Below are 15542 nucleotides of genomic sequence, written 5' to 3' on the forward strand. Positions count from 1 at the left end.
GTGCCACCCTTGCCGCTCCTCGTGGCCAGGTGCCGGGGCTTGGCCGCATCTTTGTGGAACAGTGGTCACATGACCAGCACATCGAAGTCGACTCGGATCCGCGACGTCGCCGTAGGCGCGGGTGGAAATCTGCTGCAGGCTGCAAAGGTCTTCGGCACCGGCACGGCGGGCATCAGCGTCACGCTGGCCTCGAAGGGTTACTCGCTCGCCCGCCAGGAACTCGAGCGACGCAAGAAGGCTCAGAAGCGCAAAGCACGTTCGACGCCGCGCATCTCCCGCCGGACCAGACGAGTCATCGTCTTCGGAACGTTGTTCGGAGCAGCTGCAGGCGCCGCCGTGATCGCGACGAAGCGCCGTAGAACCACCCAGCCTCCCGCTGACGCACCCCCGAGTCTGGCCGATTACGCCGACGAGACACCCCGGACCTCGGTGACCGAAGCACCTCAGGTCTGACCCAGGCCGGCCACCACTCGGGCGATCGCGTCCTGCGTGGTGGTCCCCTCGGCGAAGTACTGACCGTGCCCGTCGGGCGCACGTAAGTCTCCCGCCGCCGCCGTCGGGAGCGTACGGACGCCGTCGAGTTCGCTGGGATCGGTACCGAACGCACCGAGATCGGCGACGACGTCGTTCCGCGCTTCGCCGACGAAGACGTGGCCTGCCGGGACGGACAGTTCGTGCACCGTGCCGACGCCGAGCCCGGGCGACCCGACTGCAACGAGTTCGTCGACGCCGGTGGCCTCCGCGTCGCGCACGGCATGCGCAGCCGTCAGCGATCCGTACGAATGGCCCAGAAGCGACAGATGTGGGTCCGTGCGTCGTGACGCGTCGAGTCCGTCGAGAAACACGCTCAACCGAGCGGCACCCGTGACCGCTGCGGTAGCGCCGACGACGGATCGGTTCGGGTCCAGCAGACTCCACCCGGTATGAGGCGCCGCGTAGTCCATCCACGTGACGACCGCGACGCCGTCCTCCTTCGGAACAGACTGCTGCACAAGTTCTTTCAGGGAGTCCATGTCGCCGTCGTACCGTCGCATGTCACCCTGCACGTCGGAATCCAGCCCAGGAACGAACACCGCGACATGAGTCGCGGTGTCGACGTTGCCCACCGCGATGGCCGCCAACGTGTCGTCCGCGCTGTGATTGTCGAGAACCAGAAGCTGTCGGTCTCCCTGCGCCAAGGTCTCGGAAATGGCGTCGAGCGCAGCCAATCTCTTCTCCGTCTGAGCCAGACCCGCATCTGCGTTGTCGAACATTCCACCGAAGATGTTGTCGTCCAGCCGTTTTCGAAGCTCGACCGCGACTCCCTGCAGACGCGTCCGCTCGAGCGTCAACACACGCCGGTTCGCGGCGTCCCTAATCTGAGCCGGGATTCCGTCGAGGCCGCCCAGCAGGTCGGGCCGCTGGACGAGTAGCGCGGTGCGCTGCGCCTGAGTCGACGCATCCCAGAAGGCGGCATTCGCAGCGGGGCTTCCCGACGTCGGCACCTCCACCGCCGCCGGACGCATCGGCCGAGGTTCGACTTCGGACTGCAGCAATGCCTCTGCTGTGTGCCGATCGAGATCATCTGCACGAGAAAGCAATTCGCGTGCACGCTGTTCGATGTCCCGTCGGCAGCGGAGTCGATCTCGTGCAATACTCCAGGCATCCACCGCGGCACTCGCATAGACCGGGATCCCGTCCCTGACCGTGGCGTCGTCCTCGATCGTCATGGACCACTCGTTCGCCCGACCCTCGCACGCCTGCACTGCATGGACGAGGGGATACATGTCCCGTGTCGCGGCGTACACACACCGACCGATGTCGTCGAGCACCCGTGCACGATCGAGGAATTCGCTCTGCACTCCGGACAGGGACGTTCGCGCCGCGTCGGCAGCCGTCCCATGCCAGTCGAGTTGCTCGAGCAGAACCGTCACGTCGTCGATCCGGCCGGTCAGGATGCGAGACTGCGCACGCACCCGATGTGCGAGCACACTCAGATCTGCCGGATCCCACCGTTGAACGTCCCCCCAGGACATCGACATACTGCGCCCCCGTTGTCTCCGTGCGCCGATCGAGAGATCGGCGATCTGCAGAGGATTCAACACCGAATGGCAGCAGAGCCTCGAAATTCATCCCCAGGCTGTGGATGAATTCTGTGGAGAACGGGTCAGCGCGCTATTCGCCACTCCGATTCGCCGGTGTCCGGTGGCTCGGAGCGCGACGCCTTCTGTGCCCGTGGACGGCTACGCTTGGCTCGATAGAGGTCTGCGTCGGCGGCGCGATAGATGTCGATCCACCGACGAGCGGCAGGCATACAGACGAGGCCGACACTCCACTCCGCCCGATGAGCCCGACGGAGTCTCTCGACGATCTGCCACGCCTCGGCCTCGAGCACGCCGGGCATGAACAGTACGAACTCGTCGCCGCCGAGTCTGCCCAACACATCGCGTCGACCGAGCTCTGCTTTCCACGCTTTGGATACACGTGAGAGCAGCACGTCACCGGCGATGTGCCCGTACTCGTCGTTGATCTGCTTGAAGTTGTCGAGATCGAGCACGGCGACACTGACGGACAGACCGCGACTTGCGCACGCGGGCAACATCTTTTCGACCTTGGACTCGAACCCGAAACGATTGTGGAGACCGGTCAGGGTGTCGTGTGTCGCCGAGTAGCGCATGCGCCGTGCGAACACCCCGAAGACTTCGGTGGCGCCGACGATGCCCAGTGCCACGAGTACGTAACTGACGAACGACGAGTCGAACGGGCCTGCCGCCGCACCCGAAACTGCCGAAACAGCAAGGGCCGCAACCCAGATGCTTGCGTTTCGCTCCGACCAGAAGGCCCCGATGTGCATGCCGAGAAAGATCGCGGCCTGGACGCAGATCAGAAACGCCGGCAGCGTCGCGCTCGTCGAGAACGACGCAGTCAACGCGACGATCGCGAGAAACGTCACTGTGCCGATGGTCCGCTTGGGGCTCGGAGGTCGTGAGCGTACGAGAACCACGACTGCAGCGATCCCGCACATCACCGAGATCGACACCGCGATTCGGCCAAACGTTCCGTGCTCGGACCACGAAGCACTTCCCGCGGCCGCGTACAGCAGAGTCGTGCCGATCACGAACACCAGCAGGGTGATTCCGGCCTCGTCGAACTTGGGCCTGATCACGCGTGGAGCGTCCTTGCATTGCAGCGCGCGATTCCGGAGCCTCCGGTGCTAGAGCCTCCGGTGCTGGAGCGGAGCGCGAACACGAGCAGAACCCGACCCGGCACGGTCTACCTCCCCATGAACACCACGCGCAACCGACTTTCGTGCCGGGACTTTAACACCTTCCGCCGACTTCTCGGATGCGTAAGCAGCGAAAGGCAGGTATCGCAGGTCGGAACGGGGAGAAGCGGCTCGCCGGCGTGTGGGTCTCGGCCGGAATGCACCCCCCTGCGGTGCATTCTTGCCGGACACGTCTCTGCCTCGTACCGACCGAACACTAAGGCCTCGAGTACATGCCGTCACGCGCACCGCAGAAGTCTGGGCCAGTCCAACATCCCAGCAGGAACCGCTTGGCATCGATCACAGTTCCGGGACTCACTGGGCAGCTACCCATGTGTACGGGAGGCGGGCTATGGCAGTTTCTCGATGTACATTGGCATTGCTGCCACTGTCGGAGCGCAGACCGCGAGCCGACACTGTCCACATGACAACCTTCATCGCACTCGTCGTCGCCCTGATCTTCGTTCACGTCGCCGCGACCACATATGTCCGTCACGGACGATCGCAGGCTGTCCGCGACCTCTGGGACAGTCCGTATCGCTACAACTATTTCCGCCCGGACGCCGTTCGCGCGAACGACACGTCCAGCGACGACGACGAAGTGGGCAGACAGCAAGAAAGGCGCCCGATCCGTGAGGATCGAACGCCTTCTTCTTGTGGAGCCTAGGAGATTCGAACTCCTGACATCTGCCTTGCAAAGGCAGCGCTCTACCAACTGAGCTAAGGCCCCGGGTCGTGCCGGACAAGCGAATTACAGCTTACACGCTTGCAACCAGCGGACGTCAGGCGGCTGTAACCTCGTGCCAGACACCGTCTCCCGCGCGTACGGAACGCACTTTCGACAGAGCCACCACAACTGCTACGACCGCGCCGACGAGAACGAGAATCTTCACAGAATCTCACCTCTTCGTCTCGCTCGGTGTGGGCCTAGGAGGACTTGAACCTCCGACCTCTTCCTTATCAGGGAAGCGCTCTAACCGCCTGAGCTATAGGCCCGTGTACCTCGGTGACCGGAAAGATTTCTCTTTCCGAACCGAGGAGAGAGATTACCGTATCGAACCGCCGTACTCCAAAACGGCTCGATGCGGTGCCCTCTACCAGCGCATCAGTCCCGATCCGCCAACGTCACTTCGACTCCACCGACCAGGTCGGAGGACAGGTTGTAGATGAAAGATCCGATGGTCGTCAACGCGGTGAACAACACCACATTGATGAGTCCGATCACTGCGGCATATCCGAAGACCTGCCCCGCGCTGACGAGACCGCCACCACCGCCGGACTCGTTGACGATCTCGGTGAACGCACTGTTCAACCGATCCCAGACGCCCATGCCATCCAGAACTGCGTACAACAGACCGACGGCAACCATCCACACGAAGAACAGCGAAACTGCGATCACCAGCGAGATCTTGAGCGTCGACCACGGATCGATCTTCCGCAGCTGAATGGTGGCCCGCAACGGGTCACCCTCGGAGCGTGCGACGACCATCGCGGGCGCTGCCGCAGGCTGCTTTTCCGTAGCCGGCTCCGGGTGACGGACCGCCGACAGGTCCGGCATGTCCTTTGCCAGATCCTTGCGCTCGATATGACGCGTCGGACCATCGATGACGGCTGCCTTCGACTTCGCTGCTTCACGCCGCTGAGTCTTGGCGTCGGCGTCCTCGGCGACCGGCTGTGCGGCGGTCCGATCGGCCGAGCTCGTGTCGACGGGCCCACCGGCGGGCAACGACCCTCCGCGATTCGTCAGATTGGTCTGCGGCGTGCTCTGCGGCGCACCCTGATTCGGCTGATCGGGTCGCTGGGTGCGCTGCCACGGCGGCGCCTGAGGAGCACCGTTGGTTGCCGCCTGCTGAGGACGTGCGTCGTCTTGTGGACCGGCGAAGGCCGCAGTCGGTGGCTGCTGAGTCTCGCCTGCCCGCAACGGATCCAATGGACGCCTCGGGTCCGACGCGGGACCCTGTGGTGCGCGCTGCTCGGATTGGCCGACCGCAGGAGTTGCCTGAGTCGGCGGCTGCGATTCGGGTGCCGGACGCTGAGGCGCGGACGCCTGCGCCTTCGGTGACGAAGCCCCCTCCGGTTTCCCGGCTTGTTCGGGCTTCCGGTCGGCGGGCCGAGCAGCTGCTTCCCGATCCACAGGCTGCTGAGTCGGTGCAGTCGCGCGCTCGGAACCCGGCGCCTGCTGAGGCGTCGGGCGCTGCGCAGGCTGAGCAGCCTGCTGCGGCCGCTGCGCAGGTGGACCTTGCGGGGGCTGCTGCCCCTGCGGGGCACCCTGCCCAGGTGCCTGACCCTGTGACGGCCGTGCCGGTGGCCGAGTGCCGCCCTGCGGAGGCTGCTGCGCACCGACAGCAGGCCGACCCGCCGGGGGGCCGGCAGGCCGTGAGGCCGGCTGCGGCCTCACGGGCTGCCGTGGCTGTTCGGCTCGATCACTCTGCGGGCCGGGCCTGCTGCCCGGCCTGTTGGGAGTGCTCACTACGACTCCTTCGGTGCATCATCTTCAGTGCTGGCTGCGCCGGGCTCGGGCTCGGCCTCGTCTGCGTTGCGGGCGATAGCGAGCAGTGTGTCGCCTTCACCGAGATTCATCAACCGAACCCCCTTCGTCTGACGACCAGCCTTACGTACCTGCTTCGCCGCGGTACGAATCACACCGCCACTCGAGGTGATGGCGTAGAGCTCGTCGTCGTCGTCGACGATGAGAGCCCCCACCAGGGTGCCACGCTTCTCGTCGTACTGAATCGTGAGCACGCCCTTGCCGCCACGACCCTGCTGCGGGTAGTCCTCCATCGCCGTGCGCTTGGAGTAGCCACCGGACGTCGCCACCAGGAGGTACTTGCCCTCACGGACGACGTTCAGCGACAGCAGGTGATCCTCGCCGTTGAAGCGCATGCCCTGCACACCGGACGTCGCGCGGCCCATCGGTCGCAAGACCTCGTCGGTGGCCGAGAAACGGATCGACTGTCCCTGTCCGGAGACGAGCAGAAGGTCGTCGTCGGACGACGCCAGCACGGCACCGACCAGTTCGTCCTCGCCGCGGAGGTTGACTGCGACGATGCCGCCGCTGCGGTTGGAATCGAAGTCGGTGAGCTTGGACTTCTTGACAAGACCACCCTTGGTGGCGAGCACCAGGTAGGGCGCGTCCTCGTAAGTCTTGATCTGAATGACCTGGGCAATGCGCTCGTCCGGCTGGAAGGCCAGCAGGTTCGCCACATGCTGGCCGCGGGCGGTGCGATTGGCCTCGGGCAGCTCGTACGCCTTTGCGCGGTAGACCCGACCCTTCGTGGTGAAGAACAGGATCCAGTCGTGCGTGGAGCAGACGAAGAACTTGCTGACGATGTCGTCCTGCTTCAGGCCCGCACCCTGAACTCCCTTGCCGCCGCGCTTCTGCGAGCGGTACAGGTCGGTTCGCGTGCGCTTGGCGTAGCCGGTCTCCGTGATCGTGACGACGACGTTCTCACGTGCGATGAGGTCCTCGTCGTTGACGTCACCGTCGCTGGCGATGATGCGGGTACGACGGTCGTCGCCGAACTTCTCGACGATCTCCGAGAGCTCGTCGCGCACGATCTGACGCTGACGCTCCGGGCGAGCCAGAATGTCCTGCAGTTCGGCGATCTCGAGCTCGATCTCGGCCAACTCGTCGATGATCTTCTGACGCTCGAGAGCGGCCAGACGACGCAACTGCATCGCCAGGATCGCGTCGGCCTGGATCTCGTCGATGTCGAGGAGCTCGATCAAGCCTGTTCGAGCGACGTCGACGGTCTGCGACGCGCGGATCAACGCGATGACCTCGTCCAACGCGTCGAGCGCCTTGACGAGACCACGCAGGATGTGTGCGCGCTCTTCTGCCTTGCGGAGGCGGTAGCGCGTACGACGGATGATGACCTCGAGCTGGTGAGCCACGTAGTAGCGGATCATCTGATCGAGACGCAAGGTGCGCGGAACTCCGTCGACGATCGACAGCATGTTCGCGCCGAAACTCGTCTGCAGCTGCGTGTGCTTGTAGAGGTTGTTCAGCACGACCTTGGCCACGGCGTCACGCTTGATGGTGACGACGATGCGCATGCCGACACGGTCCGAGGACTCGTCGTCGATCTTGGAGATGCCCGCGAGTTTGCCGTCGCGAACCTGCTCGGCGATCGAGGTGATCATGTTGTCCGGGTTGACCTGGTAGGGCAGCTCGGTGATCACGATGGTCGTGCGGCCGTTCGAATCCTCTTCGATCTCGACGACGCCGCGCATACGGATCGAGCCGCGACCGGTCGAGTACGCGTCCTGAATTCCCTGGCCGCCGACGATGAGCCCGTGCGTCGGGAAGTCGGGACCCTTGACGCGTTCCATGCACGCGGCGAGGGTCGCTTCCTCGTCTGCCTCGTGGTTGTCGAGAGCCCAGAACACGGCCTCGCCCAGTTCGCGGAGGTTGTGCGGCGGAATGTTGGTGGCCATACCGACGGCGATGCCGTTGGATCCGTTCATCAACAGGTTCGGCACACGTGACGGAAGTACCGTCGGCTCTTGGGTTTTGCCGTCGTAGTTGGGGATGAAGTCGACGGTTTCCTCGTCGATGTCGCGCAACATCTCCATGGCGAGCGGCGTCAGGCGGGCCTCGGTGTAACGCATGGCGGCTGCGCCGTCGTTGCCACGAGAACCGAAGTTGCCCTGACCGTCGACGAGTGGGTAACGCATCGACCACGGCTGTGCGAGACGGACGAGCGCATCGTAGATCGACGTGTCACCGTGCGGGTGGTAGTTACCCATCGTTTCGGCAACGGGCCGTGCGGATTTCACGTAACTACGGTCCGGCCGGAAACCCGAGTCGTACATCGCGTACAGCACTCGGCGGTGCACGGGCTTGAGACCGTCGCGCACCTCGGGAAGCGCGCGACCGACGATGACGCTCATCGCGTAGTCGATGTAGCTGCGCTGCATTTCCTGCTGAATGTCGACCGGATCGATCCGGTCGTGACCATCCCCGTTGGTGCTCTGTCCGGGAGGCCCGACAGGAGGCTCGGTGATGTCCGACATCAATTCTCCTTCGAAATTCTTGTGGCGTAGTCAGTTTCAGGTACTAGACGTCGAGGAAGCGAACATCCTTGGCGTTGCGCGCGATGAAACTGCGCCGAGCACTGACGTCTTCGCCCATGAGGACGCTGAACAGTTCGTCTGCGGCTGCTGCGTCGTCGAGTGTGACCAGACGAAGCACACGAACCGTCGGGTCCATGGTGGTCTCCCACAGCTCTTTTGCGTTCATCTCGCCGAGACCTTTGTAGCGCTGCACACCGTCGTCGATGTTGATCTTGCGCTTGTTCGCGAGCCCCGCCTCGAGCAGGCCGTCGCGCTCACGGTCGGAGTACGCGAAGTCCGGCTCACCGCGGTTCCACTTGATCTTGTACAGCGGCGGCATTGCCAGGTACACGTGACCGTGCTCGATCAGCGGGCGCATGAAACGGAACAGCAGCGTCATCAGCAGGGTCGAGATGTGCTGGCCGTCGACGTCGGCGTCGGCCATCAGCACGATCTTGTGATAGCGGAGCTTGGTGATGTCGAACTCGTCGTGGATACCGGTGCCGAACGCCGTGATGATCGACTGGACCTCGTTGTTCTTGAGAACTCGGTCGATGCGGGCCTTCTCGACGTTGATGATCTTTCCGCGCAGCGGGAGGATCGCCTGGAACATCGAGTCACGTCCGGACTTGGCCGATCCGCCGGCGGAGTCGCCCTCCACGATGTAGATCTCGGACTTGGACGGGTCGTTGGAGCGGCAGTCGGCGAGCTTGCCCGGGAGGCCTCCGATATCCGTTGCACTCTTGCGGCGCACCAACTCTCGTGCCTTTCGAGCAGCCATACGAGCCTGCGCCGAGGACACGGCCTTGTTGATGATGGTCTTGGCATCGGCCGGGTTGGACTCGAACCAGTGAGCCAGATGCTCGTTGCATGCCTTCTGCACGAACGAACGGACCTCGGTGTTGCCGAGCTTCGTCTTGGTCTGACCCTCGAACTGCGGCTCGCCGACGCGTACCGAGATGACGGCCGCGAGTCCTTCGCGGATGTCGTCGCCGGTGAGCTTGCCGTCCTTCTCCTTCACGAGCTTCTTCTCGGCGGCGTACTTGTTGACTGTCGACGTCAGCGCGGTGCGGAAGCCCTCTTCGTGGGTACCACCCTCGTGCGTGTTGATCGTGTTGGCGAACGTGTGCACCGACTCGGAGTAGCCGGCGTTCCACTGCATCGCGATCTCGACCTCGTGGCCCTCACCCTTGGCGGTGAAGCCGACGACTGTGCTGTGAATCGCGGTCTTCGTCTTGTTGATGTGCTTGACGAAGTCGACCAGACCGTCCGGGTAGTGGTACGTGCGCTTCTTGACCTTGGCAGGCTTGGCCTCGACGGCTTCTGCTTCTTCTTCCGACGCCGACTTCGGTGCCTCGGCGGTCTCGCCGAGTTCTTCCTCGGTGGCGTCGGTAGCGGCGACGCGCTCGTCGGTGAAGTTGATGGTCAGTCCCTTGTTGAGGAACGCCATCTCCTGCAGGCGACGGTGGACGGTCTCGAAGCTGAAGTCGAGAGTCTCGAAGATCTGCCCGTCGGGCCAGAAGCGAACCGTCGTACCCTGGTTGTCGGTCTTGTCGACGATCTCGAGAGGGCCGGGCTTCGCGTAGTCGTACGTCTGCTTGTACAGGTTTCCGTCACGCGGGGCGATGGTCAGCTCGACCTTGGTGGAGAGGGCGTTGACCACGGAGATACCGACGCCGTGGAGACCACCGGAGACCGCATACGAGTCGGAGTCGAACTTGCCGCCTGCGTGCAGCTGGGTCATGACGACCTCGACGGTGGGAACACCGGAGACGTGGGTCGCGACGGGGATGCCTCGGCCGTCGTCGACGACCTCGACGCTGCCGTCCTCGTGAATGGTCACGTCGACGGTAGTCGCGTAGCCGGCCATCGCCTCGTCGACCGAGTTGTCGACGACCTCCCAGATCAGGTGGTGCAAGCCGCGTTCACCGGTGGAACCGATGTACATACCGGGCCGCTTGCGAACTGCTTCCAGTCCTTCGAGCACGGTGATCGACGAAGCGCCGTAATCCTTGTTCTCGGTCTTACCTGACTTCTCGGCAGCCACGGTTCGGTTGTTCTCCTTTACACGTCGGAAGTCCATCGCACCGAAGTGCCGCCCCGCGCACCGGAAGGTGCCAGGCGCACGACTCACCTCCTCCGCCTCGACGAACCGCGTCTGCAGTTCTGTCGCTTCGGAAGAGTCGATTCCGTAGGGCTTCGCTGTTACCGGTCCATACTACTGGTAGACACCGACAGCATGGGAACGATGACACCCCGAAATGGCCCCTGAATGCCTCACAGACGGATTTTCTGAGCTTCCGCCGACAAATATGGACGGTGAACGCGTGACGTCCGGCTACAGGTCCAGCACGATCTTTCCGCCCGTCGACCGCGACACGCAGATCAGCATTTCCCGCTCACGTTCCTCGCTCGAGAGCCTGCTGTCGCGATGTTCCGGGCTCCCGTGAAGCACCCGAACACGGCACGTACCGCAGAACCCTTGCTGGCAGGAGTACGCGACGTCGGGTACGACCTCCCTGATCGACTGCAGCGCAGTCTTGTCGGCGGGCACCGTCACCACCACACCCGATCGAACCAGTTGCACGTCGAACTCGAGCCCGTCACGAACGGGCGGAGGTGAGAAACGCTCGAAATAGAGATGCGTCGCTCCGGTGGAGTCGAACGCCCGCCTCACACAGTCGATCATCGGCGGCGGGCCGCAGCAGTACACCGCGCCGCCCGTCACGTCCTGCATCAGATCCGAACCCGTCGGGACGCCGTCGACGTCGTCTGTGCGCACCGTCACACGGCCGGAATCCCACGACTCGATCTCGTCGAGAAATGGAAGCGACGCGCGCGATCGCCCGCAGTAGATCAACCGCCACTCCATACCGAGCGACCGGGCGGCACGCACCATCGGCAGAATCGCGGTGATTCCGATCCCGCCTGCCACGAACGTCGCCTGTTCGTGCGGACCGAACGGGAAGCCGTTGCGCGGCTCGCGCATCGTCACCGTGTCTCCCGGCTCGAGGGCATGCATCTCCTCGGATCCACCGCCGCCGTCCGGAACATGGCGCACCGCAACGGTATACGTACTTGCCGACGGGTCACCGCACAACGAGTACTGACGTCGACGCCCCGACGACAACTCCACGTCGATGTGCATGCCGGGTGACCACGACGCGAGCGCCGCACCATCCGTCGACGCGAACGTCAGCCGGACGACCGGTTGATCGACGCACATCACCTCGCGCCGCTCGACCGTGAGAGACACCGGGCGTCGAATCACCGGGGCAACGTACTCGGGCACGTACGTACCGTCGTCGAGAAGTGCGAACCACTTGTCCAGGGCATCGGTGACGAGCGACATCGTCTGATCCGGCACCGATCGTCCGTACAGGTCCGATGGAATCGTGCGATCCAGTCGGTACGACTCGACCGCCTTCGTCATGTCGGATATCCTGCGGCGCAGGCTCATTCGGATACCGGCCCGCCTGCGGCGCGCGCCGCGGGCGACGACGCGAGATACCGCTCGGCCTGATCCGTCGAGCCTTCCTGCGACGGGTGGTAGTCGGACCTGAAGTACCGAAGGGACGCACGGAAGAGCATGCCCGGCCCAGGGAACAGACCCTTCGCCGCGACGCGGCGGTACTGCTTGAACGACGGCCGACGCCTCTTCTCCGGCAAGTACTTCAGCGTCGGATCCTGACTCGTCAGGTAGCGGACCCCACGCGCCCAGAACCATACGAGCGCGGGCGCGATCACCAGATAGGTACGAATTCTGCGCGCCGGACGCACGTCGAAGTACTGCATCACTTCATAAGCGACACAACGGTGTTCGACTTCCTCGGCACCGTGCCACCGCAACAGGTCGAGCATGGTCGGATCGAACTCGACGTCGTCGAGCGCGTCGGCGTTCAGAACCCAGTCGCCGAGAAAAGCGGTCAGATGTTCGACGGCAGCAATGAGCGCGACTCGCTCGACCAGACTGTTCTTACCGTGGTGCGAACGGTTGCCCAGCGCGCGTCCGAACAGAAAGCGCATCTGCTCGACGTACGGCTTCACGTCGATGCCGTACGCCGTCAACTGATCCAGTACCTGCGTGTGTGCCTGAGCGTGCACAGCTTCCTGACCGATGAAACCGATGACGTCCTCGCGGAGTTGCTCGTCGTCGATGAGCGGCAACGCTTCCTTGAACGTCCGCACGAACCATTCCTCGCCCTCGGGGAGCAGCAAGTGCATGACATTGAACAGGTGCGTGGCAAGGGGATCACCGTCGGCGTAGTGCAACGGCAGCGATCCCCAGTCGAAGGAAACGTCTCGTGGTCGCAGAACGACCCGGTCCCCCGGCGTCGATCCTTCGGTAGCGGACATTCAGTCACCTCGTCACTCGCGAACGTCGGTGGCGCCCCCGCACCGATCTCTCTGGGGTCGGACGGCACGCTACGGGACCGACCCCTACGAGAGCAACCAAGATCACAGTTGACACAGCTATGTTACGAGTGTTACTGCGAAACCTCGGTAGGTGACCGCTTTCTACCCGTACGTGTCGCGCGGACCGCGTCCTTTGATGTGCCGATCGCCCTTGCGCCAACTCTTCGTCGTCGGCCCGGTGATCTTCAGGGTCTTCACCACACCGTGCCCGACGGCGGCCGCTATCTTCGCCAGAATCTGAGGCTGCATCAGACGTAGCTGAGTTGCCCACGCCGTCGATTCGGCCGACACACTGAGCACGCCGTCCTCGAGTTTCGTCGGCGTCGCGTGCGACGCGATGTCTTCCCCGACGACGGCCGTCCAGCGGCCCAGAACCGTTCCCTCCGAGACTTTGTCGGACCATCCGCGCTTCTTGGCGATCGAACCCGCCAGCGCCCCGAGCGTCTGAGGATCCCGATCGTCCGGCCCCGCGCCCGACCACCCTCGCTTGCGTCGACCTCGAAGCGCGCGAACGCCACCGGTCGGCGACGACCGACCCTGCCCGACGGATTTGCCACTCGCCTTGGCCGCAGCGCGTGCCTCCTCGAGCGCTCGGCGCGCCAGATCGACGCCTCGCAGCTCGGGCTGGGGCTCGGAGGAACTCTGTTCGTCGTCGTTCACGGGGTGACACCTTCGCTCTCGTCGATGGCGCTGATCCTCGACACACGACCAGTGTCCTCCTGGTGTGCAGCAACTGCCCAGCGGCGCGCCTCGAGCTCCGGGGGCACGTCCTCGGCGACCGCTGCCGTGATCAGCACCTGCTCGGCATCGACGGCCACCCGAGCCAACGCACTACGACGCTTGCGATCGAGTTCGGCGAACACGTCGTCGAGCATCAGAACCGGATCGGTTCCCTCGGCACGAAGCAACCCGAACGACGCCAACCGCAACGACAATGCGAAGGACCACGATTCACCATGACTCGCAAAGCCTTTCGCGGGTTGGTCACCGAGCATCAGCTCGAGGTCGTCGCGATGCGGCCCGACGAGACACACCCCGCGTTCGATTTCCCGACGTCTCATCACCGAAAGCTGATGCAGGAAAGCAGCTTCCAGCACGTCGACGTCGTCCGTCTCGGGAGTGCGCGACGGGTCGGCGAACTCGGGCGGCAGTGCCTCGGCCAGACTGCTGCGATAGCGAATCGCCGCAGGCCGCGATTCCGGCGCGATCGACGAATACGACTCCGCGACAAACGGAGTCAGCTCGTGTACAAGACCGATTCGAGAGAACAGCAGCTGCGCGCCGTGAGCTGCCAAGTGCCCGTCCCAAACATCCAGAGTGGCAAGAGCACTCGCGCCGTCGCTCGAGCTGGTCCCGCGACGAAGCGCTCCTCCCGCGGTCTTGAGCAGAGCCGATCGCTGCCGCAGCACTTTCTCGTAATCGCTTCGGACACCGGCCATTCGAGGACGACGCGTCGTCGCCAACTCGTCGAGGTATCGACGTCGATCACCCGGGTCCCCTCGGACGAGCGACAAATCCTCCGGGGCGAACAGCACGCTGTGCAGCACACCCAGAATTTCCCGTGGTCGCCGAACCGGCGAACGGTTCATGCGTGCCTTGTTCGCCTTGCCGTCCTGTATCTCGACGTCGATCGTCAGCTCGCGACCATGATTGACGACGGACGCGCCCGCGAACGCTCGCTCGGCGCCCGCCCGTATCAGCGGACTGTCCGACGACACCCTGTGCGACGACAGTGTGGCCAGATACCCGAGCGCTTCGAGCAGGTTCGTCTTGCCGTGTCCGTTGGGGCCGACGAACACCGTCGAACCCGGCTCGAGTTCGACGGTGACACCGTCCCACGAACGAAAGTCACGCAGGGAGAAGGAGCGAACGAACAAGGCTTATTTCTTGGGGTCGGGAGCGCGAAGCGTCTCTTCGGTGGTGGCACGTTTGACGGCGTGCCCGCCGAACTGGTTGCGCAGGGCGGAGACTGCTTTCATCGCGGGAGAGTCGTCCTGGCGGGACGCGAACCGCGCGAACAGTGCCGCGGAGATGACCGGAGCCGGGACAGCGTGGCGGATCGCTTCTTCGACCGTCCACCGGCCTTCGCCGGAATCCTCTGTGTAGCCGGAGATTTCGCGGAACTCGGGATCCTGTGCGAGAGCTTGGACGAGCAGGTCGAGCAACCACGAACGTACGACGGTGCCCTGACTCCACGCACGAAGCACACCGTGAACGTCGTGGACGAGGTCTTCCGCCTCGAGCAGTTCGTAGCCTTCGGCGTACGCCTGCATGAGCCCGTACTCGATTCCGTTGTGCACCATCTTCGAGTAGTGGCCCGCACCGACAGGACCGGCGTGGACGAAACCGTCGGCTCGATCGCCTTCCGGTCGCAATGCGTCGAAGATCGGTAGCGCACGCTCGACGTCGGCCTCCGAACCGCCGACCATGAGCCCGTATCCGTTCTCGAGGCCCCACACACCACCGGAGACGCCGGCATCGATGTAGCCGATACCCTTCTCGGCCAGCAGGTCCGCATTGGGCTTGTCGTCGGTGAACCGAGAGTTGCCGCCGTCGATGACGAGGTCGCCCTCCTCGAGGGCGTCACCGAGCGCGACGATCGTCTCGCGAGTGATGTCACCTGCAGGCACCATGACCCACACGACGCGCGGGGCGCTGAGTGCACCGGCGAGATCGCGGAGCGACGGGGTATCCGTCACCTCGGGCCTCGGGTCGTATCCGATCACTTCGTGACCGTGCGCGCGGAGACGCTCGCGCATGTTGAAACCCATTTTCCCGAGGCCGACCAGTCCCAGCTGCATGAGAAACGTCCTTCTCTAGTGTGCGG

General features: G+C 64.1%; 13 protein-coding genes and 2 tRNA genes. 2 read left to right on the forward strand and 13 right to left on the reverse strand.

Going from position 1 to position 15542, the window contains the following annotated elements:
• The first annotated feature begins 69 nt into the window (after positions 1–69).
• Positions 70–453 (forward strand): hypothetical protein, encoded by a 384-nt coding sequence (locus CHB96_RS17120; protein WP_089248414.1) that lies wholly within the window; start codon positions 70–72, stop codon positions 451–453.
• On the opposite strand, the gene CHB96_RS17125 is transcribed toward CHB96_RS17120, so the two are convergent.
• A complete protein-coding gene (locus CHB96_RS17125) occupies positions 444–2015 on the reverse strand; it encodes an alpha/beta hydrolase (RefSeq protein WP_245865799.1) in 1572 nt (523 codons plus the stop codon). The genes CHB96_RS17120 and CHB96_RS17125 overlap by 10 nt on opposite strands.
• A gap of 131 nt (positions 2016–2146) precedes the next feature.
• Positions 2147–3145, reverse strand: a complete 999-nt coding sequence (locus tag CHB96_RS17130) for a GGDEF domain-containing protein (RefSeq protein WP_089248416.1) — start codon at positions 3143–3145, stop codon at positions 2147–2149.
• 523 nt (positions 3146–3668) lie between these two features.
• Between CHB96_RS17130 and CHB96_RS17135 the strand changes: the two genes are divergently transcribed.
• Positions 3669–3911 carry a hypothetical protein gene (locus CHB96_RS17135; protein WP_141136500.1) on the forward strand — a complete coding sequence of 81 codons (243 nt, stop codon included), beginning with the start codon at positions 3669–3671 and terminating at the stop codon, positions 3909–3911.
• Here the strand turns inward: CHB96_RS17135 and CHB96_RS17140 are convergent.
• The 11 genes from CHB96_RS17140 to gnd all read right to left on the reverse strand — a co-directional run bounded on the left by CHB96_RS17140 (position 3902) and on the right by gnd (position 15516).
• Positions 3902–3974: transfer RNA gene (locus CHB96_RS17140), tRNA-Ala, on the reverse strand. The genes CHB96_RS17135 and CHB96_RS17140 overlap by 10 nt on opposite strands.
• A 52-nt stretch (positions 3975–4026) precedes the next feature.
• Positions 4027–4137, reverse strand: a complete 111-nt coding sequence (locus CHB96_RS29985) for a DLW-39 family protein (protein WP_217899961.1) — start codon at positions 4135–4137, stop codon at positions 4027–4029.
• 29 nt (positions 4138–4166) lie between these two features.
• Positions 4167–4240, reverse strand: a tRNA-Ile gene (locus CHB96_RS17145).
• A gap of 109 nt (positions 4241–4349) precedes the next feature.
• Complete coding sequence (locus tag CHB96_RS17150; protein WP_245865802.1) at positions 4350–5714, reverse strand: DUF3566 domain-containing protein; 1365 nt, start codon at positions 5712–5714, stop codon at positions 4350–4352.
• Positions 5714–8260 (reverse strand): DNA gyrase subunit A, encoded by a 2547-nt coding sequence (gene gyrA / locus CHB96_RS17155; RefSeq protein WP_089248422.1) that lies wholly within the window; start codon positions 8258–8260, stop codon positions 5714–5716. The genes CHB96_RS17150 and gyrA overlap by 1 nt, the downstream gene beginning before the upstream one ends.
• Before the next feature lie 43 nt (positions 8261–8303).
• A complete protein-coding gene (gyrB, locus tag CHB96_RS17160; RefSeq protein WP_089248727.1) occupies positions 8304–10346 on the reverse strand; it encodes a DNA topoisomerase (ATP-hydrolyzing) subunit B in 2043 nt (680 codons plus the stop codon).
• Positions 10347–10637: 291 nt separating this feature from the next.
• On the reverse strand, positions 10638–11732 hold the full coding sequence (locus tag CHB96_RS17165) for a PDR/VanB family oxidoreductase (RefSeq protein WP_245865806.1): 1095 nt from the start codon (positions 11730–11732) through the stop codon (positions 10638–10640).
• A 23-nt stretch (positions 11733–11755) separates the two neighbouring features.
• Positions 11756–12655, reverse strand: a complete 900-nt coding sequence (locus CHB96_RS17170; RefSeq protein ID WP_089248426.1) for a metal-dependent hydrolase — start codon at positions 12653–12655, stop codon at positions 11756–11758.
• 162 nt (positions 12656–12817) lie between these two features.
• On the reverse strand, positions 12818–13375 hold the full coding sequence (locus CHB96_RS17175) for a DUF721 family protein (protein WP_089248428.1): 558 nt from the start codon (positions 13373–13375) through the stop codon (positions 12818–12820).
• Positions 13372–14592: a DNA replication/repair protein RecF gene (gene recF / locus CHB96_RS17180; protein WP_089248430.1), complete on the reverse strand. Its 1221-nt coding sequence runs from the start codon at positions 14590–14592 to the stop codon at positions 13372–13374. The genes CHB96_RS17175 and recF overlap by 4 nt, the downstream gene beginning before the upstream one ends.
• Positions 14593–14595: 3 nt before the next feature.
• Positions 14596–15516 carry a phosphogluconate dehydrogenase (NAD(+)-dependent, decarboxylating) gene (gene gnd, locus CHB96_RS17185; protein WP_089248432.1) on the reverse strand — a complete coding sequence of 307 codons (921 nt, stop codon included), beginning with the start codon at positions 15514–15516 and terminating at the stop codon, positions 14596–14598.
• Positions 15517–15542 lie beyond the last annotated feature (26 nt).

Origin of the sequence: Rhodococcoides kyotonense (genome assembly GCF_900188125.1) — a bacterium.
Lineage (GTDB): Bacteria > Actinomycetota > Actinomycetes > Mycobacteriales > Mycobacteriaceae > Rhodococcoides > Rhodococcoides kyotonense.